The sequence below is a fragment of the Stutzerimonas frequens genome (assembly GCF_024448335.1).
GTDB lineage: Bacteria > Pseudomonadota > Gammaproteobacteria > Pseudomonadales > Pseudomonadaceae > Stutzerimonas > Stutzerimonas frequens.
Genome location: NZ_JAMOHM010000002.1, coordinates 14844 through 37439 on the forward strand (window position 1 = coordinate 14844; position 22596 = coordinate 37439).

Below are 22596 nucleotides of genomic sequence, written 5' to 3' on the forward strand. Positions count from 1 at the left end.
CAGCGCTAGAATGCCCGCCTTCATTCGACGACCGAGCACCTTATGGCGCGCCTCAACCTTCAGTTTCCGGAAGACCAGTACTGCTTTTCCACCCAACTCACCGTGCGGATCACCGATATCAACGCAGCCAACCATCTGGCCAACGACTCGATGATTTCGATGATCTCCGAAGCGCGGGCGCGCTTTCTGTTCGCCTACGGGGTGCCGGAGACGCGCCAGGACGGTAGCGGCATCATCGTCACCGACCTTGCCACCACCTACAAGGCCGAAGCCCACGCCCGCGATGCGCTGCTGTTCGAGGTCGGCGTGATGGATTTCAACAAGTACGGCGGTGACATCATTTTCCGCATCACCCGGCCGGCCGACGGCAGGCTGATCGCTATGGCCAAGTCCGGCTTCGTGTTCTACGACTATGGGCAGGCACGGGTGGTAGCGATGCCCGAGGCATTCGCCGCCAAGTTTCCGCGGGTCAACCGGATCGACTAGGCGTGCTCCAGCGCCTCGAACAAGCGCTGCACATCCTCGCGATGGCATAGCTCGGTGCCTGGCCGCATCACCGTCGCGGCACCGGCCGCGATGCCCTGGCGCACCGCAGCCGGCACCGAACGCCCATCCGCCAGTGCCTGCACGATGGCACCCAACATGCTGTCGCCGGCCCCCACTGCGCTGACCACAGGCACCTGCGGCGAGCGCAGGCGTTCCAGCCTGTCGCCATAGGCATACAGCGCACCCTCGGCCCCCAGCGACAGCACGACGATTTCGGCGCAGCCCCGGGCGATCAGGCTGCGTAACGCCTCCTGCTGCTCGACCTCGCTGATCAGAGGCCTGCCCATCAGGCTTGCAAGCTCGTCGAGGCTGGGCTTCATCAGGTACACCCCGCCACACTGAGCCGCGTAACGCAGCGGGTCGCCGGAGAGATCGACCACCAGCCGGGCACCGAGCCGCAGGCTCAGGGCGCGCAGGCCATCGAAGAAAGCCAGGTCCGTGCCGGGCGGAAAGCTGCCGCTCAGTACTACGTATGCGGGCGCCGGGCGCAGCGCCGCCAGCGTCTGCAGGCAGCGCTCCAGCTCCTGAGCCGACAGCACCGGGCCAGGTAGCACGAAGCGGTACTGCAGGCCCGACTCCAGTTCATCGACGGTGAAGCTCTCCCGCGTATCGCCGGCGATGGGCACCGGGCGATGCACCAGTCCGAGCTCGTCGAGCGAGCGCCGCAGCAGATCGCCGAACGGACCACCCGCTGGGTACACGGCGACTGCCTTGCCACCGAGGGTCTTCACCACCCGGGCCACGTTGATGCCGCCACCGCCAGGGTCGTGGCGAGGCGCCGAACAGCGCAGCTTCTGGGTATCAGTGACCCGGGCGGTACTGACGGAAAGGTCCATCGCCGGGTTGAGGGTCAGGGTCGCAATCAGGGGCATCGCTCGCTCCTTGGCAAGTGCTGCCCAAGCCTACCAGCAACCGCGGCGACTGCACCGCCCTGCCCCGATTTGGCCCACCACTGCGCGCTCGTTGTGCAGCTGCCGCACCGCCACTTGCGACTCATCCGTCGGGAGCCCAAGCACGACGGGCCTTCGCGATGGCTGGCACGCTAGATGCTTTGTTCTGGACACGCAGGCCAACGGCGGTCTGCCCATACGACAAAGGCGTCGCAACATTCCTGCTCCGGCAGGCGTGCTGCGGCGCCTTTTTGTTTTCCGCCTCGTCGATGGGGCGGATCGAGCAGCCCTGGCGGCCAACGCCGCGCCACGTAAGCCCTGGAGTCGATCCAATGAGCACAAGTTTCTGGAAAGCCGGCCACGCGCCGACCCTGTTTGCCTCCTTTCTCTATTTCGACCTGAGCTTCATGGTCTGGTACGTGCTCGGCCCGCTCGGCGTGCAGATCGCTGCCGACCTGGGCCTGACCACCCAGCAACGCGCCTTCATGGTCGCCACACCGATCCTCGCCGGCGCCGTGTTGCGCCTGGTGCTGGGCGTCCTCGCCGACCGTACCTCGCCGAAGACCGCCGGGCTGTTCGGCCAGAGCGTGGTCATCGTTGCCCTGTTGGTGGCCTGGTTGCACGGCATCAACAGCTATGAGCAGGCGCTGCTGCTCGGCCTGTTCCTCGGCATGGCTGGTGCTTCCTTCGCCGTGGCGCTGCCGCTGGCCTCTCAGTGGTATCCGGCCGAGCACCAGGGCAAGGCCATGGGCATCGCCGGCGCCGGTAACTCCGGCACCGTGCTGGCGGCCTTGTTCGCGCCGGTCCTGGCGACGATCTTCGGTTGGAACAACGTGTTCGGCCTGGCGCTGATCCCGCTGGTTCTCACCCTGATCATCTTCGCCAGCGTCGCGAAGAGCGCGCCCAACCGCCCGGCGCCGAAGTCGCTGGCCGACTACATGAAGGCGCTGGGCGACCGCGACAGCTGGTGGTTCATGTTCTTCTACAGCGTGACATTTGGCGGCTTCCTCGGCCTGGCCAGCACCCTGCCCGGCTATTTCCACGACCAGTACGCCTTCGACCCGGTCAAGGCCGGCTATTACACCGCCGCCTGCGTGTTCGCTGGCAGCCTGCTGCGCCCACTCGGCGGCGCCCTGGCCGACCGCATCGGCGGCATTCGCGCGCTGCTGGTGATGTACACGGTCGCCGCCATCTGTATCGCCGCGGTTGGCTTCAACCTGCCCAGTTCCACGGCCGCCCTGGCGCTGTTCGTGGTCGCCATGCTCAGCCTCGGTGCCGGCAATGGTGCTGTGTTCCAGCTGGTGCCGCAGCGTTTCAACAAGGAAATTGGCGTGATGACCGGACTGGTGGGCATGGCCGGCGGTATCGGTGGCTTCCTGCTCACCGCCGGGCTGGGCGCGGTCAAGCAGTCCACCGGCGATTACCAGCTCGGCCTCTGGCTTTTCGCCAGCCTCGGTGTGCTCGCCTGGTTCGGCCTGCATGGTGTCAAGCGTCGCTGGCGCACCACCTGGGGTTCGGCCGCCGTCACCGCCGCGCGGGTCTGATGCCGATGCCGCAGGGCGCGATTATTGCTGCACCGCCGTACCGAGCCTTTCGAGAACGATCATGCCCCTGCGATTGAGTTACGGCGAGGCCAGCGCCGCCGGCCCGCGGCCGGAAAACCAGGATGCGCTGCGCGTCGTCACGCCGGCCCCGGCGCTGGCCACCGGCAAGGGCTATCTGTTCGCGCTGGCCGATGGCGTCAGCCAGTGCGCCGATGGCGGCCTCGCCGCGCGTGCGACGCTCCAGGCGCTGGCCTTCGACTACTACGCGACGCCGGAAACCTGGGCCGTCGCACAGTCGCTGGACCGAGTGCTGGTGGCGCACAACCGCTGGCTGCAGGCCAACGGTGGCAACCAGCCGCTGCTGACCACACTCACAGCGCTGGTACTGCGCGGCCGACGCTTCACCCTGGCGCATGTCGGCGACTGCCGCGCCTATCGCTGGAACGGCGCCGAACTGGAGCGACTCAGCGAAGACCACGTCTGGGAACAGTCGGGCATGCAGCATGTCCTCAAGCGTGCCCTGGGGCTGGATCAACACCTGGTGATGGACTACCTCGACGGCGAGCTGCAGGAAGGCGAAAGCTACCTGCTGCTGAGCGACGGGGTCTGGTCGTGCGTCCCCGAGCGCGACATCGCACATATCCTGCACGATCAACCTGACCTCGACGCCGCGGCTCGGGCACTGGTCAATCTGGCGCACCAGAGCGGCAGCCAGGACAACGCCAGCGCCTTGCTGCTGCGCGTCGAAGCCCTGCCCGAAGCGGTGCTGGCCGACGCCCTCGCCCAGCTCGATCATTGGCCGTTGCCGCCGAAGCTGCGCGCCGGCCAGCTGTTCGAGGGCTGGCAGGTGAATGCACTGCTGCACGAGTCGCGGCAATCACTCATCTACCGCGTGCTGGATGGCCAGGGCCAACCGTGGCTGTTGAAGACGCTGCCACCCAGCCGACAGGACGAGGCGGACGCCGGACCGGCGCTGCTGCAGGAAGAGTGGTTCATGCGGCGGGTCGCCGGGCGCAACTTCGCCGAACTGCATCCGCTGCCAGAACGCCAACACCTCTATTACGTGCAGCGCGAGTACAGCGGGACGACCCTCGCGCGACGCTTCGAGCGGGACGGCCCCCTGCCACTGGCCGATCTGCTACAGGTCGCCTCCCGGCTGATCCGCGCGGTAGGCATGCTGCATCGGCGCAATATCCTGCACCGCGACATCAAGCCGGAGAACCTGCTGCTGGGCGAGGACGGCGAGCTGCGCGTCCTGGATTTCGGCCTGGCGTTCTGCCCCGGGTTGTCCCGCGACCTGCCCAATCATCTGCCCGGAACCCCGAGTTTCATTGCCCCGGAGGCATTTACGGGAGCCGAACCCAGCGCAGCGCAGGATCTCTATGCGACCGGCGTGACCCTCTATTACCTGCTGACCGGGCACTACCCCTACGGCGAGATCGAAGCCTTCCAGCGTCCACGCTTCGGCAATCCGACACCGGCCAGCCGCTATCGCCCGGACGTGCCGAACTGGCTGGAGGAAAGTCTTGGCCGCGCGGTGGCGGTCGATCCACGGCAGCGCTTCGAGACCGCCGAGCAATGGCTGCTTGAGCTGGAACAGGGCGAACAGCGCAGCGCCAGTCTTCGGCCACGCCCACTGCTCGAACGTGAGCCGCTCAAGGTCTGGCGCGGCATGGCGCTGTTGTCGCTGCTGCTCAATCTGCTACTGATCATGCTGCTGATGAAAGGCGCGTGAGGCTCAGCGACGGGTAATCAGTCCCTGGCGCGCCACCCGGGTCAGCTCGCGCACGCATTCTTCCAAGCGCTCAGCGGTCGGTGCCTGAATCACCGCCAGATCGAAGCTGTCGGTGGCGAAGCGTGCCAGCGACTCGTCGGCCGTGGCGAACTGGATAAGCAGGGCGCGGGATTTGCGATGACGTCGCGGCCAACCTTCGAGGTAGCGCAACAGGGATGGCTGGTGAGTACCACCCAGCAGGATTTTCGGATTGCTGGGATGCAGGCCGCTGGTGATCGGGGCCAGGCGCAACTGGGCGTGCTTTGCGTTCATCAATTCAACTTCCGCCTCGAGGATTCCGCTGGGCAGCGGTGGGAGGCGACACCGGAACCAGCGCTTTAGCGGTATTTCGAAGCCATCGGCTCCAGGCGCCCCGCAAGTAGCTGACTAAATCGGCGCATGGGCGAAACTTTAGAAAGCTGGCCGCAGCCTGTCAACGGCGTTTTTCAGAGTCGATCTCAGGGCGGATTCGCACCATCAGGGCGCAAGCTGCTGCATATCGGTGCAGCTGATCGGTCAGCGCCGCTCCACAGCAGGCGCTCAAGCCCTTGAAAACCGGCGCAATTGCAAGTTGGCACAGCCTCTGCAAAGCAGAACATCGAAGAATCATTACGACCTGACCCTCAACGTGGAGCGGCAGGTTTCCCGACTGAGCGGGACACGGACAAAGGCGTCCTCACTGGGTAACCGGTGGGACGCCTTTTTTGTTGTTGAAAAATTTCGGGCAGGCCGGGCGGCAGACGTCGCTTGGCACGGAGAACGGGCATGAAGAAACTCAAACTGGTGATGATCGGCAACGGCATGGCCGGCGTGCGAACCCTCGAGGAACTGCTCAAGCTCACCAACGAGCTCTACGACATCACGGTGTTCGGCGCCGAGCCGCATCCCAACTACAACCGCATCCTGCTCTCCCCCGTGCTGGCCGGCGAACAGCAGTTCGAAGAGATCGTGCTCAACGACCTGGACTGGTACGCCGAGAACGACATCCGCCTCATGCTCAACCGCAAGGTGGTGAAGATCGATCGCGTCAAACGCCGGGTCATCGCCGATGACGGCAGTGAGGCCGAATACGACCGCCTGCTCATCGCCACCGGTTCCAATCCGTTCATTCTGCCGATTCCCGGCAAGGACCTGCAGGGGGTGATCGGCTACCGCGACATTGCCGACACCCAGGTGATGATGGAAACCGCCAAGACCCACAAGCACGCGGTGGTCATCGGCGGCGGCCTGCTCGGTCTGGAGGCGGCCAACGGTCTCAAGCTGCGTGGCATGGATGTGACCGTGGTGCACATCGGTGACTGGCTGATGGAGCGCCAGTTGGACAAGACCGCCGGCACCTTGCTGCAAAACGCGCTGGAAAGCCGCGGCCTGAAGTTTCTCCTGCCCAAGCACACCGCCGAACTGCTCGACAACGGCGAAGGCCGGGTCTGCGCGGTCAAGTTCAAAGACGGTGACGTGATCCCCGCCGACCTGGTGGTGATGGCCGCCGGCATCCGCCCCAACAGCGAACTGGCCGAACAGGCCGGTATTCCGTGCAACCGCGGCATCCTGGTCAACGACACCCTGCAAACCTATGACCCGCGCATCTACGCCGTCGGCGAATGCGCCAACCACCGAGGCACCGCATATGGTCTGGTCGCCCCACTGTTCGAACAGGCCAAGGTCTGCGCCAACCACCTGGCCATGCTCGGCTTCTCCCGCTACCTGGGCTCGGTGACTTCGACCAAGCTCAAGGTCACCGGCATCGACCTGTTCTCCGCCGGCGATTTCATCGGCGGCGAAGGCACCGAGACCATCACCCTCTCCGACCCCATCGGCGGTGTGTACAAGAAGCTGGTGATCAAGGACGACGTGCTGGTCGGCGCCTGCCTGTATGGCGACACCGCCGATGGCGGCTGGTACTTCCGCCAGGTGCGCGAGGGCCAGAACGTCGCGCAGATCCGCGACCACCTGATGTTCGGCGAAGGCGCCATCGGCGACGCCGGCCATCAGGGCCAGAGCAAGGCCATGTCCATGCCGGACGACATGGAAGTCTGCGGCTGCAACGGCGTGTGCAAGGGCACCATCGTCAAGGCGATCCAGGAGCACGGGCTGTTCTCGGTGGACGAGGTGAAAAAGCACACCAAGGCCGCCAGTTCCTGCGGCTCCTGCGCCGGGCTGGTCGAACAGATCCTGATCAACACCGTGGGCGGCGCGGCCGACGTCAAGCCGAAGAGCGAAAAGGCCATCTGCGGCTGCAGCGACCTCAACCATGGCCAGGTGCGCAAGGCCATTCGCGAACACCATCTGACCAGCATTCCCGCGGCCATGGCCTTCATGGAATGGCGCACGCCGAACGGCTGCGCCACCTGCCGCCCGGCGCTGAACTACTACCTGATCTCCACCTGGCCGGGCGAGGCCAAGGACGACCCGCAGTCGCGCTTCATCAACGAACGCGCCCACGCCAACATCCAGAAGGACGGCACCTACTCCGTGGTGCCGCGGATGTGGGGCGGTGTCACCAATGCCGCCGAGCTGCGGCGCATCGCCGACGTGGCGGACAAGTATCAGGTGCCGATGGTCAAGGTCACCGGCGGCCAGCGTATCGACCTGCTGGGCATCCGCAAGGAAGACCTGCCGGGCGTCTGGAAAGACCTGGACATGCCCTCCGGTCACGCCTACGGCAAATCCATCCGCACCGTGAAGACCTGCGTCGGCAGCGAGTTCTGCCGCTTCGGTACGCAGAACTCGACGCAGATGGGCATCGACCTGGAACACGCGCTGTTCAACATGTGGTCGCCGCACAAGGTCAAGCTGGCCGTATCCGGCTGCCCGCGCAATTGCGCCGAATCCGGCATCAAGGACGTCGGCATCATCGGCGTGGATTCCGGCTGGGAGCTGTATATCGGCGGCAACGGCGGCATCAAGACCGAGGCCGGCGAGTTCTTCGTCAAGGTGAAGAGCGCCGAGGAGGTCATGGAATACAGCCTGGCGTTCCTCCAGCTCTACCGCGAGGAAGCCTTCTACCTCGAACGCACCGTGCACTACCTGCAGCGCGTCGGCATGGATCACATCAAACAGGCCGTGCTGAACGATGCCGAGCGGCGCAAGGCGCTGCACCAGCGGCTGCTGTTCTCGCTTTCCTTCGAGCAGGACCCGTGGCAGGAGCAGCTTTCCAAGCCGCAGCTGAAGAAGGAATTCGACCGCATCGCCGTCAAGCAGCTGGAAAACGCCTGAGCACCGACCTGGAGGGACACCGCATGAACTGGCTCGATATCTGCGCACTGGATGAGATCAACCCGCTCGGCTCGCGCATCGTCGCCAGCCCCAAGGGTGACATTGCGATATTCCGCACCGCGGACGATCAGGTCTTCGCCCTCGACGATCGCTGCCCGCACAAGGGCGGGCCGCTGTCGCAGGGGATCGTCTACGGCAAGCAGGTCGCCTGCCCGCTGCACAACTGGCAGATCGATCTGGCCAGCGGCGAGGCCTTGGCCCCGGACGTCGGGTGCGCCCATCGCCACGAAGCGCGCGTCGAGAACGGGCGCGTGCAGCTTTCGCTGAACCCGCGCAAGGAATGCGCGGCCTGAGCACACCGCAGTTGACCAGCACCTTTTCCCCAGGAGACGACGCCATGCGTATGACAACCGCCTCGACCTGCTGCTACTGCGGAGTCGGCTGTGGCGTGCTGATCGAGCACGACGGCGAGCGCATCCTCGACGTGGCTGGCGACCCCAGCCATCCGGCCAACCTCGGCAAGCTTTGCAGCAAGGGCTCGACCCTGCACCTGACCGGCGATCTCGATGCCCGCGCGCTCTACCCTGAGCTGCGTCTGGGCAAGGGCCTGGCCCGCGGCCGCACCGACTGGGACAGCGCGCTGGAGCACGCGGCCAACGTATTCGCCGAGACCATCCGCGAACACGGGCCGGACAGCGTCGCCTTCTATGTCTCCGGCCAGCTGCTGACCGAGGACTACTACGCCTTCAACAAACTGGCCCGCGCCCTGGTCGGCACCAACAACCTGGATTCCAACTCGCGGCTGTGCATGTCCTCGGCGGTGGTCGGCTACAAGCGCAGCCTGGGCGCCGACGCCCCACCCTGCTCGTACGAGGACATCGAGCTGGCCGACTGCCTGCTGATCGCCGGGAGCAACATGGCCTATGCGCATCCGGTATTGTTCCGCCGTCTGGAAGAAGCCAAGGCGAAGCGACCGGAGATGACCATCATCGTCGTCGATCCGCGGCGCACCGACACGAGCGAGCTGGCCGATCTGCACCTGCCGATCCTGCCCGGCACCGATGTCGCGCTGTTCCACGGCCTGCTGCATATCCTCATGTGGGAAGGCTGGATCGACCGCCGCTTCATCGATGCGCGTACCGAGGGCTTCGATGCACTGAAAAGCCTGGTGCGCGACTACACCCCGGCGATGGTCGCCGACCTCTGCGGCATCTCTGTAGATGATCTGCAAACCTGTGCACGGCTGATTGGAAGCGCGCCTGCATTCCTCTCCTTGTGGTGCATGGGGCTGAATCAATCCACCGCCGGCAGCGCGAAGAACAGCGCGCTGATCAACCTGCACCTGGCCACCGGACAGATCGGCAAGCCGGGCGCCGGGCCCTTCTCGCTCACCGGCCAACCGAATGCCATGGGCGGCCGCGAAACCGGCAGCCTGTCCAACCTGTTGCCCGGCCACCGCGAAGCGGCCAACGCCGAACACCGTGCCGAAGTTGCGGACTACTGGGGTGTCGAGCAGCTGCCCAAGCAGCCTGGACTGTCCGCCATCGAGCTGTTCGAGGCGGTGCGCGCCGGCAAGATCAAGGCGCTGTGGATCGCCTGCACCAACCCGGCGCAGTCGCTGCCGGACCAGCAGAAAGTCCATGAGGCCCTGGCAGCCTGTCCCTTCGTCGTAGTGCAGGAAGCCTTCTTCACCACCGAAACCTGCCGCTACGCCGACCTTCTGCTGCCGGCCGCGAGCTGGGGCGAGAAGGAAGGCACCGTGACCAACTCCGAGCGCCGCATCAGCCATGTACGTCGCGCCGTGCCGGCCCCCGGCGAAGCCCGTGCGGACTGGGCGATCACCTGCGATTTCGCCCGTCGGCTGGAACGTCGCCTGCGCCCCGGCGCGCCGAGCCTGTTCGCGTTCGAGAATGCCGAGGCGCTGTTCGAGGAGTACAAGCCGCTCACCGCGGCCCGCGATCTGGACTACAGCGGCCTGAGCTACGCACTGATCGACACCCTCGGTCCGCAGCAGTGGCCATTCCCGCCGGGCAGCCAACAGGGCACCGCGCGGCTGTATGGTGACGGTGTGTTTCCCACTGCCACTGGCCGCGCGCGCTTCATCGCCGAGCACTACCAGGCGCCGAAGGAAAAGCGCGAGGCGCGCTACCCGCTGACGCTCAACACCGGTCGGCTGCGCGACCAGTGGCACGGCATGAGCCGCACCGGCACCGCGGCGCGGCTGTTCGGCCATGTCGAAGAGGCGCTGCTTGGCATGAACGCCGAGGACATGCGCCGCCGACGTCTGCTGGACGGCCAGCTGGTGACGGTGAAAAGCCGTCGCGGCAGCCTGATCCTCCCGGTGCAGAAAGATGACAGCCTGCGTGCCGGCCAGACCTTCCTGCCGATGCACTGGGGCGATCGCTTTCTCAAGGGGCTGGGCAGCAACGTCCTGACCCTGGCCAGTGTCGACCCGCTATCGAAGCAACCGGAACTCAAGCACGCTGGCATCGAAGTCGAACAGGTCGAACTGCCATGGCAGTTCTTCGCGCTAGTCGAAGGTGATGTGCAGCGACGCTTCGAGGCGCTGCGGCCATTGTTCGAAGCCTTCGACTACGCCAGTTTCAGCCTCGGCGGGCGCGAGCGTTCGGCATTGCTGATCCGCGCCGCCCGGGACGCGGCGCCAACCGCTGCCGAGCTCGACGCCATCGACCGCCTGCTCGGCCTCAACGAAGGCCCGGTGCTGGCCTATGACGACCCGCGTCGTGCAGTCGGCAAGCGCGTACGCATCGAGGATGGCCGTATTGTCGCGTTGCGCCTGGCCGGCGAGACCGCCGCCCGGCAGTGGCTGCGCGGCCTCTGGGAAAGCGGCAGTGCCGATGCCGAACTGCGTCGCTGGCTACTGGCGCCCCTCAGCGCGCCGCCTGGCGGCGCGACGATCAACACCGACCGCACCCTGTGCAACTGCATGAACGTCAGCCAGAGCAAGGTCCGTGCAGGCATCGAGCGCGGTCTCGATCTGGCCGGCCTCAAGCAGGAACTCGGTTGCGGCACCAGCTGTGGCTCCTGCGTTCCCGAAATCAAGCGTCTGCTGGCCAGCCAGCCGGAACGCGCACTTTCCTGATACCAACCAAGACGAGGATTTCCCTATGAGCGCAAAAGTCTGGCTGGTAGGCGCCGGCCCCGGCGACCCGGAACTGCTGACCCTCAAGGCCGTGCGCGCGCTGGGCGAGGCACAGGTGGTGATGATCGATGACCTGGTCAATCCCGCCGTGCTCGAACATTGCCCCAACGCTCGCATCATCCCGGTGGGCAAGCGCGGCGGCTGCCGTTCCACGCCGCAGGCCTTCATCCACCGGCTGATGCTGCGCTACGCCCGTCAGGGCAAGTGTGTGGTGCGCCTCAAGGGTGGCGATCCGTGCATCTTCGGCCGTGGCGGCGAGGAGGCCGAATGGCTGGCGGCACGCGGCATCGAGGTCGAACTGGTCAACGGCATCACCGCCGGCCTGGCCGGCGCCACGCAATGCGGCATCTCGCTGACCCAGCGCGGCGTGGCCCGCGGCGTCACCCTGGTCACGGCGCACACGCTCGATGACAGCAGCCCGGAATGGCAGGCGCTGGCAAAAAGCGGCACCACGCTGGTGGTGTACATGGGTGTCAGCAAGCTGGAGCAGGTGCAGGTCGGGCTGCTGGAAGGTGGGCTTGCCGCTTCGACGCCAGTGGCGATGATCGAGAACGCTTCGCTGCCGCAGCAACGCGAATGCCGTTCGAGCCTCGCCGACATGTGCCGAGATGCCCTGACCTTCAAGCTGAAGAGCCCGGCCATTCTGGTGATCGGCGAAGTCGCCGCGCAGGCTGCGTTCCAGGCGGTAAGCCAGAGCGCCTGAGCGTAGCTGTCATGCGTAAGAAACCCATAAAAAAACCGCGGCCCCAGGGCCGCGGTTTTCGTTACGGCGTGATCATCACGCCTTCTGACGCAGCTTCTCCGGCTTGATCAGGAAGCGAGCCAGAGCCGGCAGCAGCCAGATCGCCCCGACCATGTTCCAGAGGAACATGAAGGTCAGCATCAGACCCATGTCGGCCTGGAACTTGATCGCCGAGAACACCCAGGTCACCACACCGATCGCCAGGCAGACGCCGGTGAAGATCACCGCCTTGCCGGTGGACTTCAGGGTCTGGTAGTAGGCCTCCTGCAGGGTCAGCCCCTGACGCAGGAAGGATTCCAGGCGGCTGTAGATGTAGATGCCGTAGTCCACACCGATACCCACGCCCAGCGCGATCACCGGCAGCGTGGCGACCTTCACGCCGATGCCCATGAAGGCCATCAGCGCGTTGCCGAGGATCGAGGTCAGCACCAGCGGCAGGATCACGCAGAGCGTCGCGGCCAGCGAGCGGAAGGTCAGCAGGCACATGATGCTTACGGCCAGGTAGACGGCGATCAGCATGGTGGTTTCCGATGCCGCGATCACCTCGTTGGTCGCCGCCTCGATCCCTGCGTTGCCGGCTGCCAGTACGAACTCCAGGCCCTCGCGGTTGTTCTCCTCGGCGAAGTCCTTGGCCGCGGCGACCACATGCTCCAGCGTCTCGGCCTTGTGGTCGTTGAGGAACACCAGTACCGGCGCCAGCGAGCAGTCGCTGTTGTACATCCCTTCAGCACGGGCGATGGAGTTGTTCAGCACATGCTGGTTACGCGACAGCGTCTCCCATTTCAGGCTGCCCTCGTTCATGCCCTTGATGCCCTGGCGCGCCACCGAGACCATCGACACCGCCGACTGCACGCCCTCGGTGTTCTGCATCTTCCACATCAGCTCGTCCATGGCGGCGAGCGTGTCGTAGTGCGAGCAACCTTCCGGCGCGGTCTTGACCATCACCACCAGCACGTCGGAGCTGGTCGAGTAGTTGCGGATGACGAAGTCGTTGTCCAGGTTGTAGCGCGAGTCCGGATGCAGCTCCGGTGCGCCCTGATCGAGGTCACCGATCTTCAGGTTCTGTCCGTACCAGAGACCACCAACCAGGGCGACCACGGCAATGGTGATGGAAATCGGCGCCACTTTCGGGCTGGCGAAGTTCGACAGCGCGCGCCAGAAAGGATGATCGCGCGAGGCCTCTTCGCGGGCCTGCTTGATCGCCTTCTGGCTGATCCCCATGTAGGAGATCGCCACCGGCAGCAGGATCAGGTTGGTCAGGATGATCACCGCCACACCGAGCGAAGCGCCGATGGCCAGCTCGCGGATCACGCCGATATCGATCAGCAGAAGGGTGACGAAACCCACCGCATCGGACAGCAACGCCACCATTCCCGGAATGAAAAGCTGGCGGAACGCCATGCGTGCTGCCGTCACCGGATCTTCGGTATAGCCCGAAGCCATGGCGATCCCGTTGATCTTCTGCACGCCGTGGGAAATACCGATGGCGAATACCAGGAACGGCACCAGCATCGAATAGGGGTCTAGCCCGAAGCCGAGGGTATGCAGCAGGCCGAGCTGCCAGACCACCGCGATCAGCGTCGTGATCAGCACCGCGATGGTGCTCTTCAGGCAACGGGTGAACCACAGCAGCAGCACGAAGGTGATACCGATGGCGACGATGAAGAACAGCGCCACGCCAACCAGCCCGTCAATCAGGTCACCGACCTTCTTGGCGAAGCCGATGATGTGCACCTTCACGTTAGGGTTCTGTGCCTGGTACTTCTCGCGGATCTTCTCTTCCAGCTCGTGGGAGAACTTCTGGTAGTCCAGTTTGATCTGCCGGCTCTGGTCTTCCGGGTCCGGGTAGGACTCCAGCAGCGGCACATCGATGATGCTCGACTTGAAGTTGTTCGCCACCAGACGGCCGATCTGGCCGGACTTGAGGATGTTGTCGCGAAGGTCATCCAGGCTTTCGGGCGAGCCGTCGTAGGTCTGCGGGATCACTTCGCCGCCAGCGAAGCCCTCCTCGGTAACCTCGGTCCAGCGCACGCTCGGGCTCCACAACGACTTCATGTTCGAGCGGTCGACGCCGTGGATGTAGAACACCTCGTCATGGATCTGCCGCAGCGTCTCCATGTACTCCTTGGAGAAGATGTCGCCCTCCACCGCTTCCACCGAAATCCGCACGGTGTTGCCGAGGTTGGCCAGGTCGTTCTGGTGCTCGAGCATCTTCTGAATGTACGGATGCCCCAGCGGAATCATCTTCTCGAAGCTGGTCTGCGGCCGAACCTGGGCCGCCTGATAAAACAGGAACGCGCTGATCAGCAGGCAGAGTACGACGACTGCCGGCCGGTTATTGAATATCAGGCGTTCGAGAAACGACGCCGGCTTCTGGTGGTGCTTGGTCATGCAGACTCTCCCGGCTTTATTGTTGTGTGGCCAGATCCGCGCCCGATGGCGAGGCGATGCGAACACCACCCTGCCCTACCAGGATCAGGTTGCCTTGGGAATCGGAGGTGACACCCGACAGCGAACGGCGGTCGGGGCGATTGAACAGCTTGAAGCTACGGCCCTGATCGTCGCTGGTGAGTACCGCGCCGCCGTGACCGACCACCACGATGCGCCCATCGCGCAGCAGGTTGCCGTCGGCCAGCCCGGACTCCAGTACATTGCCGTTGCCGTTGACGAGCTCGATGCCTTCCCAGCTGTCGCCGAAGTCGATGGAGCGGAACAGGTGGCCGCGCAGCCCAAAGGCAACCACGACCCCCGGTTCCGAACCACTGACCACCCCGAAGAAAGACCCCTGATACGGCGACTCGACGCGCTCCCAGGTTTCGCCGAGATCGGAGGAGCGGAACATGCCGCCCAGTTCGCCAACCACGAACAGGCCCGAGCCCTGGATATGGGCGATGGCGTTCAGGTGGTAACCGTCCTCGTTGTCGAGGCGCTCACTGATGTCCTCCCAGCTCTGCCCGCCATCGATGGTTTCGAGCAGCGCGCCGTAGGCGCCTACCGCAATGCCGTGCTGGGTGTCTTCGAACCAGACGTCCAGCAAGGGGGCTTCACGTTCGCGATCCTCGTACTGCACCGTCCAGCTCTCACCGCCGTCGGCGGTAGCCAGGATCAGCGCGTCGTGGCCCACCGCCCAGCCGTGCTTGTCGTCGACGAAGTCGATAGCGGTCAGCAGCTGGCGCGTCGGCACCTTGGCCTGCGTCCAGCTGGCACCGTCGTCATCGGAATAGAGAATGTGGCCCCGATCGCCCGCGGCAACGAGGCGTTCACCAGCCTGGGCGATGTCGAGCAGAAGATTGGATACGGCTTTCGCCGACTCGATGGAGTAGCGGGTCTGGCCATCGGTAGCGGCCTGGACTGGTGCCGCTGCTGCCAGCAACAGGAGCGAAACGGCGCCGCACAGTGAAAGCATGCCGGCAACCGATGAGTGAAGACGCGACGCCCTCGCCTGGCTTGGAACCTCGGCGCGGCCGGATAGTGTGCGCCGCTGAACGGGCTCACTCATACATACCCCCTTTATTCTTATTAGGTAAGGCCTGAGATACAGGCGCAGCCATCCTAGCCAGCTTCCGCGGGCAGGCACAATTGGCCGGACGTTATGAATTGTTAACTCTCACGCAATGATTGACGCATGATCAGCCAGGCTGATTGGGCCAGTGGCCAGTATGACCAGCCGCCTCGTTCGCACGTGCAGTGACGATCCGACGCAAGGCGCCAGTGGATGGTCACGATACGCAGGAAGGCTTGTTCTTCTGGATAGCGCCTGGGAACAGGCTCTCGTGAAAGAAAGGCCGATCGCATTGCACGATCGGCCTTGTCGAATCAGGCGAGGCTCTTGCTCACCACTTCGTAGACATCGCTGGACAGCTCTCCGGATGCAAGGATGCGCTCCAGCTCGCCCTTCATCAGCGCCTGGCGAGCGCTGTCGTATTTGCGCCAGCGGGTCAGCGGTGCCAGCAGGCGCGAGGCGATCTGCGGGTTCAACGCGTTGAGGGTGATGACCTGGTCGGCGAGGAAGCGGTATCCGGCGCCATCGGCGCGGTGGAAGTTGACCAGGTTCTGGTTGGCGAAGGCGCCGATCAACGCACGCACCTTGTTCGGGTTCTTCAGGGTGAACGCCGGGTGCTGCATCAGCGTCTGCACCCGCTCCAGCCCACCGGGCAACGGGTTGCCGGCCTGAACGCTGAACCACTGATCCATGACCAGCGGGTTGTCCTTGAAGTGCTCGGCGAAAGCCTGCAGAGCCTTGTCGCGCTCGGCCTCGAACGGCGAGTTGACCAGCACGGCCAGTGCGGTCAGGCGCTCGGTCATGTTGTCGGCCTGCTCGAACTGTTCCAGGCAGGCTTCCACGACTTCGGTTTTTTCGCTCAGCATCAGGTACGACAATGCGATGTTCTGCAGGGCGCGCCGGGCGAAATGTTCGGCCGAGGCGACATAGGGCGTGTTGCGCGAGGTTTCGCGATTGGCCTGGTAGCGCTGCCACAGCGGCTCGAACAGCGCGTCGGCGATGCGCTTGCGGGCGAACTCACGGGCGGCATGGATGGCGTCCACGTCCGCCACTTCGCTGATCTCAGCCAGGTAGGCTTCACCCGGCAGCGAGAGCATCTCGGCGACCATCGCCGCGTCCAGCTCATCGTTCTGCAGCACGGTGCGCAGCGCGGAAATCAGGCGCTCGTCCATCGTCAGCGCTTCACCGCACTGATGCTGACCGATCAGCTCCTGCAGCACCTGCACCGACAACTGCTGACCCGCTTCCCAGCGGTTGAAGCCATCGGAGTCGTGCTGCATGAGGAACATCAGCTGGTCACGGTTGTACGGATAGTCCAGCTTTACCGGCGCGGAGAAGCCACGCAGCAGCGATGGCAGCGGGCGCTCGGCGACGTCGACGAAGGTGAAGGTCTGTTCGGCTTCGGTCACCGCCAGCACGCGGCTGGTCCCGACGGCGGAGGCTTCACCGTCCAGACGCAGCGGCATGTCCGAACCATCGGCGGCGAGCAGGCCCAGCGCCACCGGGATCACGAACGGCTCCTTGGTCGGCTGGCCCGGTGTCGGCGGGCAACTCTGGCGGAAGGTCAGGCGGTAGGTCTTCGCCGCCTCGTCGTATTGCTCGCTGACGGCCAGACGCGGCGTGCCGGACTGGCTGTACCAGCGCTTGAACTGGGTCAGATCGGCACCGTTGGCGTCTTCCATGGCTTTGACGAAATCGTCGACCGTCACGGCCTGGCCGTCATGGCGTTCGAAATAGAGGTCGCTGCCCTTGCGGAAGCCTTCTTCACCCAGCAGCGTCTGGATCATGCGCACCACTTCGGCACCCTTCTCGTAGACGGTCAGGGTGTAGAAGTTGGAAATCTCGATAAAGGATTCCGGGCGCACCGAGTGCGCCATGGGGCCGGCATCCTCGGCGAACTGATGAGTGCGCAGGTAGGCGACATCCTCGATGCGCTTGACTGTCGCCGAGTTCATGTCGGCGCTGAACTGCGAATCGCGGAAGACGGTGAAGCCTTCCTTGAGCGACAGCTGGAACCAGTCGCGACAGGTCACGCGATTGCCCGACCAGTTGTGGAAGTATTCGTGGGCGACGATGGCCTCGACGCGCTGGTGTGCGGCATCGGTCGCGGTTTCGGCGCGGGCCAGCACGGCGCTGGAGTTGAAGATATTGAGGCCCTTGTTCTCCATGGCGCCCATGTTGAAATCGTTGACCGCGACGATCATGAAGATGTCCAGGTCGTACTCGCGACCATAGGCCTCTTCGTCCCACTTCATCGACTTCTTCAGGCTGTCCATGGCGTGCTGGCACTTGTCGATATTTTCCGGCTCGACGTAGATGCGCAGCGCCACGTTGCGCCCACTCATGGTGGTGAAGCTGTCTTCGACGCACCAGAGATCACCGGCCACCAGGGCGAACAGATAGGCCGGCTTCTTGAACGGGTCTTCCCAGGTCGCCCAGTGGCGGCCGTTTTCTTCGCTGCCGCTGGCAATCGGGTTGCCGTTGGAGAGCAGCACCGGGTAGGCCTTCTGTTCAGCGCTCACCGTGGTAGTGAACTTGCTCATCACGTCCGGGCGGTCGAGGTAGTAGGTGATCTTGCGAAAGCCCTCGGCCTCGCACTGGGTGCAGAACATGCTGCCGGACTTGTACAGCCCTTCCAGCGCTGTGTTGGTTTCCGGGTGGATCACCACCGAGCTGTCGATGACGAAGCTGTCGCTGTCCGGCTGCAGGGTCAGGCAATCTTCGCTGATCTGGTAGTCGCCCAGGCCCAGCGCGCGGTCGTTCAGCGCAATGGACAGCAGCTCGAGCTCCTGGCCGTGCAGCTCCAGCGGCGGCAGCTTGCCGGCCGGACGCTCGGGATTGCGGCGCATCACCAATTGGGTGTGCACCAGGGTGCGGTCCTCGTACAGCTCGAAGGTCAGATGGGTTTCATCGATCAGGTACTCGGGGGCCTGGTAATCCTTCAGATGAATGACTTTCGGTTGTTCGGTACGCATGGAAACCTCGTCGACTGAGCTTCAAGCGGCACGCTTCAAGCGGGAATATGGCGATGGTGCCAGCCCGGGGAACCCGGGCTGCGAGTGAGTTCGAGCTTAGCGTCTGTCGCGGCGGACTTGTAGGGTGGAAAACGGCGCAGCCTTTTCCACGCGATTGCCCTGGCCGCTCATCCTTGAGTTGGCAACCCTTAGCGCCGTAGGGTGGATGTCGCTTCCTGCATCCACCGTATGCACTCACTGTGTCCTGCCCTGCGTTGGACAAGGCTGCGCCATTATCCACCCTACGCAGCGGCGCTGGCGGCGACCTGATAGGCGGTGAACTTGCGGATGTTGATCACGCCGGTATCGAGGATCAGGTATTGACCCTTGATGCCCAGCAGCGTGCCCTCAACCACCGGCGTCTTGTCCAGATCGAGACTGACGACCTTGGTCGGGTAGGCCTTCACGGGATAACGGATCTCCACCACCTCGGCATCGGCGACCGGCTGGATCGCCTGCAGGCCGTAGCGCTGCTGCAGATCCTGCAGCCCGACGGCGCAGGCATCGAAGATCCGCTCGCGCATCTCGATCAGGTCGATGGGCTCGGCGTCGCCCTTGAGCAGCGCGCGCCAGTTGGTGCGATCGGCGACCTGGCTGCGTAGCAGGTCTTCGACCATGCCCGATTGCTGACGGGTGGCGACCCGCATGATCGGCAGCGCCTGGCTCGCACCCTGGTCGAGCCAGCGGGTCGGCAGCTGGGTGGCGCGGGTGATGCCGACCTTGATGCCCGACGAGTTGGCCAGGTAGACCACATGGTCGGTCATGCAGAAGTCCATGCCCCATTGCGGATCACGGCAGGTGCCGAAGTCGTGGTGGCATTTTTCCGGGCTCATGATGCAGACGTCGCATTGCGGCAGCTTCTTGAAGCAGGGATAGCAGTAGCCCTGGCTGAAGCTCTTGTTGGTCTTGCGCCCGCAGTGGGTGCAGTGGATGGCACCCAGGTATTCCAGCCGAACCTGCCGACCGATCAGCGGGTTGACCGGCACCAGCCCTTCGCCGAGGCGAAAGGCGTACTGCACAGGCACGCCCGATTCGAGCTGAACCGACATCTTCTCCAGCGCGCCACGTCCGAGCTCCAGCATCAGTGGCGGGTTCCGGAAGCCGGTGCGAACAGGCTGGTGTCGATGGAGGCCTCGGCCTTCTTGCTCTTGGAGCCGCATTCCTGGCCACCCATGTAGCCGGTGCGCTCTTCCTCAGGAAGATTCTTCATCTCCCAGGCGATCACCGCCTGCATGCAGGTTTCCTTCTGCTCGGGGGTCAGCTTGCGGCCGTCAGCCCATTTGCCCAGTTCGAGGGCCTGCTTGAGGCTCGCGTAGATTTCGGGGGTGATGTTTTCGGCGGTTTGGATAAAGGTCGACATGGCCAGCTCCGGGGGAAACGAGCGGCCATTCTACCGGGCTGTCGCGCTTTAGGGAAAAGCGCGACAGCCCGCTAGCGGCGCCGCGCCAGCGTGCCGCCAATCACACCGGTCAGGCAGCCGGCGACCAGCCCGCCGACGTGCGCCGCGTTGGCGATCGCCAGCGCGCCGAAGCTGAGCACCTCGATGACGCCGGTCAGGCAGATCACCAGCCACACCAACATCAGCACCACGACGCCGGGCGGCAGCCGGTAGGCCTCGTTCGGCACGAGCTTCTGATACAGCCAGCAATGACCGAGCAGACCGTAGAGCACACCGGACAGACCACCGAAGATGCCCGGCCCACCGAACAGATACTGGGCGAAGTTGGATACCAGACCGAACAGCACGGTCAGCGCCAGCAGCATCCAGGCACGCTGACGTGCTTCGATACGCCGCCCCAGCTCCCAGTACCACATGCTGTTCATGGCCAGATGAAGAATGCCGAAGTGCACGAAGATCGGCGTGATCAGTCGCCACCACTGGCCGGCCGCGAGGCTCTGCTCCAGCGTGGCGAAGTAGGCATACTCGCCGTCGATGCGAAAGTCGACGAAGTTCAGCCAGCGGATCGTGGCAAAGTTCTCGCCGAGCAGAGTGATCCCGGCAACCACGAGGGTGATCAGCAGCATCGCGGCGGTCAGCGGGCTGGCGCGCAAGGCGGCGACGAAACCGCCGCGCCGCCGAGGCTGCTCGGCCACCACGCTGTCGTCTCCATGCGGGTATCGCGCATACAGGTCGCGCACCTGTTCGACCACCTCGCTTGGTACCCGCAGCACCTGCTGGTCGCCCTCTTCCGAAACCCGGCAAGGCACGCGCAGGCGGCGCAGCAGCGCGATGAAGCCGCTGAGGTCTTCCGACAGCGGCCGGCGCAGCGCTTCGCTCACCGCGACACTCATGGACGGAACACCGCGCAGACCTCGACCCAGGCGAATTTCGCCGGGTCCAGGCGCGTTTCCTGGTCCAGCCGATAGGCCACCAGCTTGCCGTTCTTCACCGCACTGTAGTCCAGGCAGGCCAGGTTGCCGCGTAGCGGCCCCGGCTGGCCGCGGCGCCAGTAATGGCCGACGAACAGCAGCGGCTCGTCCGGCCCGTAAAGGAACAGCCGATCTTTCTGTTGCGGCGACAGCGGCAGGCGCGCCGCGTGCTCCGGCAGGCCATCGGGCTGGAATACCACGTCACCGTAGGTCTGCGGGTTCTCTTCCCAGAACTTGGTGCGGAAGAAGGTGCGCACGAAGCCTTCCTCACTGGTCAGCGTCATGCCCTCGGGAAGCGGCATGTCGGTGCCGCGCAGCAGCCGATCCAGCGCCTGGCAGATGAAGGTACCCGGCAGCCCGGCCTCGCGCAGGAGCGCCGGGTTGATCCGGCCGTCGTCGAGCAGCGGGCGCAGGCGCGCGATCACGCTGCTGTCCCAGCAGGCATGCACTACTCGGAAACGTTCGGTTTCCAGGAACAGCGGCAACTCGTAGAACCAGTCGCGGAAGGCCTGCCACTCGTCCGGATAGTGTTCGAACTGATCGAACGTCTCCTGCAGCAGGCGTGCGAAACGCGGTGAATGCGCACGCACGAATTCCCGGCCACTTCCCGGCGGCGCGGGCATGTACCAGCCCAGCGCATTGAACTCATGGTTGCCCATGATGCAGTGCGCCTGGCCGTGCTCGACCATCCCATGAACCAGATGCAGCGCCTCGCGAATATGCGGACCGCGGTCGATGATGTCGCCGAGGAAGATCACCTGCCGGCGTGAATGTCGCCAGACTCCGCCTTGCAGACGGTAGCCCAGCTGATCCAGCAGCCGCGCCAGTGCATGGCCACAGCCGTGGATGTCGCCGATCAAGTCGTAGCCACGCTCGGGATCAAGCTGCATCAATCGCCTCCGCCGAGGCGACTGCCCCAGCCCAGCTTGGTCCGGCACACTTCGTAGTAGTTGTGATCCAGCGGATGGATCAGGTGCAGCTTCTGCGGCTTCTTGCGTACGGTCACGGTGTCACCGGGAGCACAGGTGAAATGGTTCTGGCCGTCGCAGGACACCTGCGGATAGATCTGCATGTTCGGCGACACCACGATCTTGAGCTCGCTGTTGCCGTCGACCACGATTGGCCGGCTGGACAGCGTGTGCGGGTACATCGGCACGATGACGATGGCGTCCAGGCGCGGGTGCATGATCGGCCCGCCGGCGGAAAGCGAATAGGCGGTGGAGCCCGTCGGGGTCGCCACGATCAGGCCGTCGGCCTTCTGGCTGCAGACGAACTGGCCGTCGATGTACAGCTCGAACTCGATCATGCGCGTGGATTTTCCCGGATGCAGCACCACGTCGTTGAGCGCGTCGCCCTCGCCGATCGGCTCATCGAAGCGGCGCGCCTGGGCCTCGAGCAGGAAACGGTTTTCCAGGGTGTACTGGCCGTTGAGCACCTCGGCGACCTTCTCTTCCAGCTCGTCCGGGCGGATGTCGGTGAGAAAGCCGAGGCTGCCGCGGTTGATGCCCAGCACCGGCACCCGATGTTTGGCCATCGCCCGCGCAGCGCCGAGCAGGCTGCCATCACCACCGACCACGATCACCAGATCACAGGATTCACCCAGCCGCTGCCGTGACGAGGTCTGCATGCCATGCCCGGGCAGGACCTCGGCGATGTTCTCCTCCAGGATCACATGCAGATGGCGCTCGACGAGAAATCGCTTCAGCCGGCGGATGGTATCCAGCACCTGGGAGCTACCCAGGCGGCCGATGATGCCGATATTGCGGAATTGCTCCATTGACGCTCCCTGGTGTGGCTGGGCGGATGGTTGCGGGCGTCGCAACGCCCGAAAGTTA

17 protein-coding genes are annotated in these 22596 nt (G+C 64.6%); 7 read left to right on the forward strand and 10 right to left on the reverse strand.

Annotated features, from left to right (window positions below):
• Nucleotides 1–42: 42 nt before the first annotated feature.
• Nucleotides 43–486 (forward strand): thioesterase family protein, encoded by a 444-nt coding sequence (locus NAO55_RS02815; protein ID WP_063541021.1) that lies wholly within the window; start codon nt 43–45, stop codon nt 484–486.
• On the opposite strand, the gene NAO55_RS02820 is transcribed toward NAO55_RS02815, so the two are convergent.
• Nucleotides 483–1418 carry a 1-phosphofructokinase family hexose kinase gene (locus NAO55_RS02820; protein WP_102840334.1) on the reverse strand — a complete coding sequence of 312 codons (936 nt, stop codon included), beginning with the start codon at nt 1416–1418 and terminating at the stop codon, nt 483–485. The genes NAO55_RS02815 and NAO55_RS02820 overlap by 4 nt on opposite strands.
• Nucleotides 1419–1768: 350 nt before the next feature.
• Here NAO55_RS02820 and NAO55_RS02825 point away from each other — a divergent pair, with 350 nt between their 5' ends.
• Both NAO55_RS02825 and NAO55_RS02830 read left to right on the forward strand, forming a co-directional pair.
• Complete coding sequence (locus NAO55_RS02825) at nt 1769–2980, forward strand: MFS transporter (RefSeq protein ID WP_102840333.1); 1212 nt, start codon at nt 1769–1771, stop codon at nt 2978–2980.
• Between the two features lie 61 nt (nt 2981–3041).
• Complete coding sequence (locus tag NAO55_RS02830; protein WP_102840332.1) at nt 3042–4715, forward strand: bifunctional protein-serine/threonine kinase/phosphatase; 1674 nt, start codon at nt 3042–3044, stop codon at nt 4713–4715.
• 3 nt (nt 4716–4718) lie between these two features.
• On the opposite strand, the gene NAO55_RS02835 is transcribed toward NAO55_RS02830, so the two are convergent.
• On the reverse strand, nt 4719–5027 hold the full coding sequence (locus tag NAO55_RS02835) for a hypothetical protein (protein ID WP_015276770.1): 309 nt from the start codon (nt 5025–5027) through the stop codon (nt 4719–4721).
• Between the two features lie 492 nt (nt 5028–5519).
• Between NAO55_RS02835 and nirB the strand changes: the two genes are divergently transcribed.
• From nirB to cobA, 4 genes are read left to right on the forward strand one after another with little or no spacing between them, the layout of a single operon-like run.
• Complete coding sequence (gene nirB / locus NAO55_RS02840) at nt 5520–7970, forward strand: nitrite reductase large subunit NirB (protein WP_102840331.1); 2451 nt, start codon at nt 5520–5522, stop codon at nt 7968–7970.
• Nucleotides 7971–7993: 23 nt separating this feature from the next.
• On the forward strand, nt 7994–8323 hold the full coding sequence (gene nirD, locus NAO55_RS02845; protein ID WP_102840330.1) for a nitrite reductase small subunit NirD: 330 nt from the start codon (nt 7994–7996) through the stop codon (nt 8321–8323).
• Nucleotides 8324–8367: 44 nt separating this feature from the next.
• Nucleotides 8368–11073, forward strand: coding sequence for a nitrate reductase (locus NAO55_RS02850; RefSeq protein ID WP_102840329.1), 2706 nt, complete (start codon nt 8368–8370; stop codon nt 11071–11073).
• 25 nt (nt 11074–11098) lie between these two features.
• On the forward strand, nt 11099–11836 hold the full coding sequence (gene cobA, locus NAO55_RS02855; protein WP_102840328.1) for a uroporphyrinogen-III C-methyltransferase: 738 nt from the start codon (nt 11099–11101) through the stop codon (nt 11834–11836).
• 75 nt (nt 11837–11911) lie between these two features.
• Here the strand turns inward: cobA and NAO55_RS02860 are convergent, their stop codons facing one another.
• The 8 genes from NAO55_RS02860 to NAO55_RS02895 form a co-directional block, all read right to left on the reverse strand.
• Nucleotides 11912–14266: an efflux RND transporter permease subunit gene (locus NAO55_RS02860; RefSeq protein ID WP_102840327.1), complete on the reverse strand. Its 2355-nt coding sequence runs from the start codon at nt 14264–14266 to the stop codon at nt 11912–11914.
• Nucleotides 14267–14282: 16 nt separating this feature from the next.
• Nucleotides 14283–15281: a WD40/YVTN/BNR-like repeat-containing protein gene (locus NAO55_RS02865; RefSeq protein ID WP_102840326.1), complete on the reverse strand. Its 999-nt coding sequence runs from the start codon at nt 15279–15281 to the stop codon at nt 14283–14285.
• A 410-nt stretch (nt 15282–15691) separates the two neighbouring features.
• Nucleotides 15692–18352 carry an aminopeptidase N gene (gene pepN / locus NAO55_RS02870; RefSeq protein WP_102840325.1) on the reverse strand — a complete coding sequence of 887 codons (2661 nt, stop codon included), beginning with the start codon at nt 18350–18352 and terminating at the stop codon, nt 15692–15694.
• A gap of 281 nt (nt 18353–18633) precedes the next feature.
• Nucleotides 18634–19473, reverse strand: a complete 840-nt coding sequence (locus tag NAO55_RS02875) for a DUF2797 domain-containing protein (protein ID WP_102840324.1) — start codon at nt 19471–19473, stop codon at nt 18634–18636.
• Nucleotides 19473–19751, reverse strand: a complete 279-nt coding sequence (locus NAO55_RS02880) for a YeaC family protein (protein WP_102840323.1) — start codon at nt 19749–19751, stop codon at nt 19473–19475. The genes NAO55_RS02875 and NAO55_RS02880 overlap by 1 nt, the downstream gene beginning before the upstream one ends.
• Before the next feature lie 71 nt (nt 19752–19822).
• Complete coding sequence (locus NAO55_RS02885) at nt 19823–20683, reverse strand: rhomboid family intramembrane serine protease (RefSeq protein WP_102840322.1); 861 nt, start codon at nt 20681–20683, stop codon at nt 19823–19825.
• Nucleotides 20680–21651 carry a metallophosphoesterase gene (locus NAO55_RS02890; RefSeq protein ID WP_102840321.1) on the reverse strand — a complete coding sequence of 324 codons (972 nt, stop codon included), beginning with the start codon at nt 21649–21651 and terminating at the stop codon, nt 20680–20682. Before NAO55_RS02890 ends, NAO55_RS02885 begins: the two co-directional genes overlap by 4 nt.
• Nucleotides 21651–22538, reverse strand: coding sequence for an NAD(+) kinase (locus tag NAO55_RS02895; RefSeq protein WP_063541006.1), 888 nt, complete (start codon nt 22536–22538; stop codon nt 21651–21653). The genes NAO55_RS02890 and NAO55_RS02895 overlap by 1 nt, the downstream gene beginning before the upstream one ends.
• Nucleotides 22539–22596 lie beyond the last annotated feature (58 nt).

Bases quoted from the DNA above. Each gene is read 5' to 3' on its own strand.
- pepN (WP_102840325.1), bottom strand. From the start codon at position 18,352: ATGCGTACCGAACAACCGAAAGTCATTCATCTGAAGGATTACCAGGCC.
- NAO55_RS02880 (WP_102840323.1), bottom strand. From the start codon at position 19,751: ATGTCGACCTTTATCCAAACCGCCGAAAACATCACCCCCGAAATCTAC.
- nirD (WP_102840330.1), top strand. From the start codon at position 7,994: ATGAACTGGCTCGATATCTGCGCACTGGATGAGATCAACCCGCTCGGC.
- NAO55_RS02825 (WP_102840333.1), top strand. From the start codon at position 1,769: ATGAGCACAAGTTTCTGGAAAGCCGGCCACGCGCCGACCCTGTTTGCC.
- nirB (WP_102840331.1), top strand. From the start codon at position 5,520: ATGAAGAAACTCAAACTGGTGATGATCGGCAACGGCATGGCCGGCGTG.
- cobA (WP_102840328.1), top strand. From the start codon at position 11,099: ATGAGCGCAAAAGTCTGGCTGGTAGGCGCCGGCCCCGGCGACCCGGAA.
- NAO55_RS02865 (WP_102840326.1), bottom strand. From the start codon at position 15,281: ATGCTTTCACTGTGCGGCGCCGTTTCGCTCCTGTTGCTGGCAGCAGCG.
- NAO55_RS02895 (WP_063541006.1), bottom strand. From the start codon at position 22,538: ATGGAGCAATTCCGCAATATCGGCATCATCGGCCGCCTGGGTAGCTCC.
- NAO55_RS02835 (WP_015276770.1), bottom strand. From the start codon at position 5,027: ATGAACGCAAAGCACGCCCAGTTGCGCCTGGCCCCGATCACCAGCGGC.
- NAO55_RS02885 (WP_102840322.1), bottom strand. From the start codon at position 20,683: ATGAGTGTCGCGGTGAGCGAAGCGCTGCGCCGGCCGCTGTCGGAAGAC.
- NAO55_RS02850 (WP_102840329.1), top strand. From the start codon at position 8,368: ATGCGTATGACAACCGCCTCGACCTGCTGCTACTGCGGAGTCGGCTGT.
- NAO55_RS02830 (WP_102840332.1), top strand. From the start codon at position 3,042: ATGCCCCTGCGATTGAGTTACGGCGAGGCCAGCGCCGCCGGCCCGCGG.
- NAO55_RS02820 (WP_102840334.1), bottom strand. From the start codon at position 1,418: ATGCCCCTGATTGCGACCCTGACCCTCAACCCGGCGATGGACCTTTCC.
- NAO55_RS02890 (WP_102840321.1), bottom strand. From the start codon at position 21,651: ATGCAGCTTGATCCCGAGCGTGGCTACGACTTGATCGGCGACATCCAC.
- NAO55_RS02815 (WP_063541021.1), top strand. From the start codon at position 43: ATGGCGCGCCTCAACCTTCAGTTTCCGGAAGACCAGTACTGCTTTTCC.
- NAO55_RS02875 (WP_102840324.1), bottom strand. From the start codon at position 19,473: ATGCTGGAGCTCGGACGTGGCGCGCTGGAGAAGATGTCGGTTCAGCTC.
- NAO55_RS02860 (WP_102840327.1), bottom strand. From the start codon at position 14,266: ATGACCAAGCACCACCAGAAGCCGGCGTCGTTTCTCGAACGCCTGATA.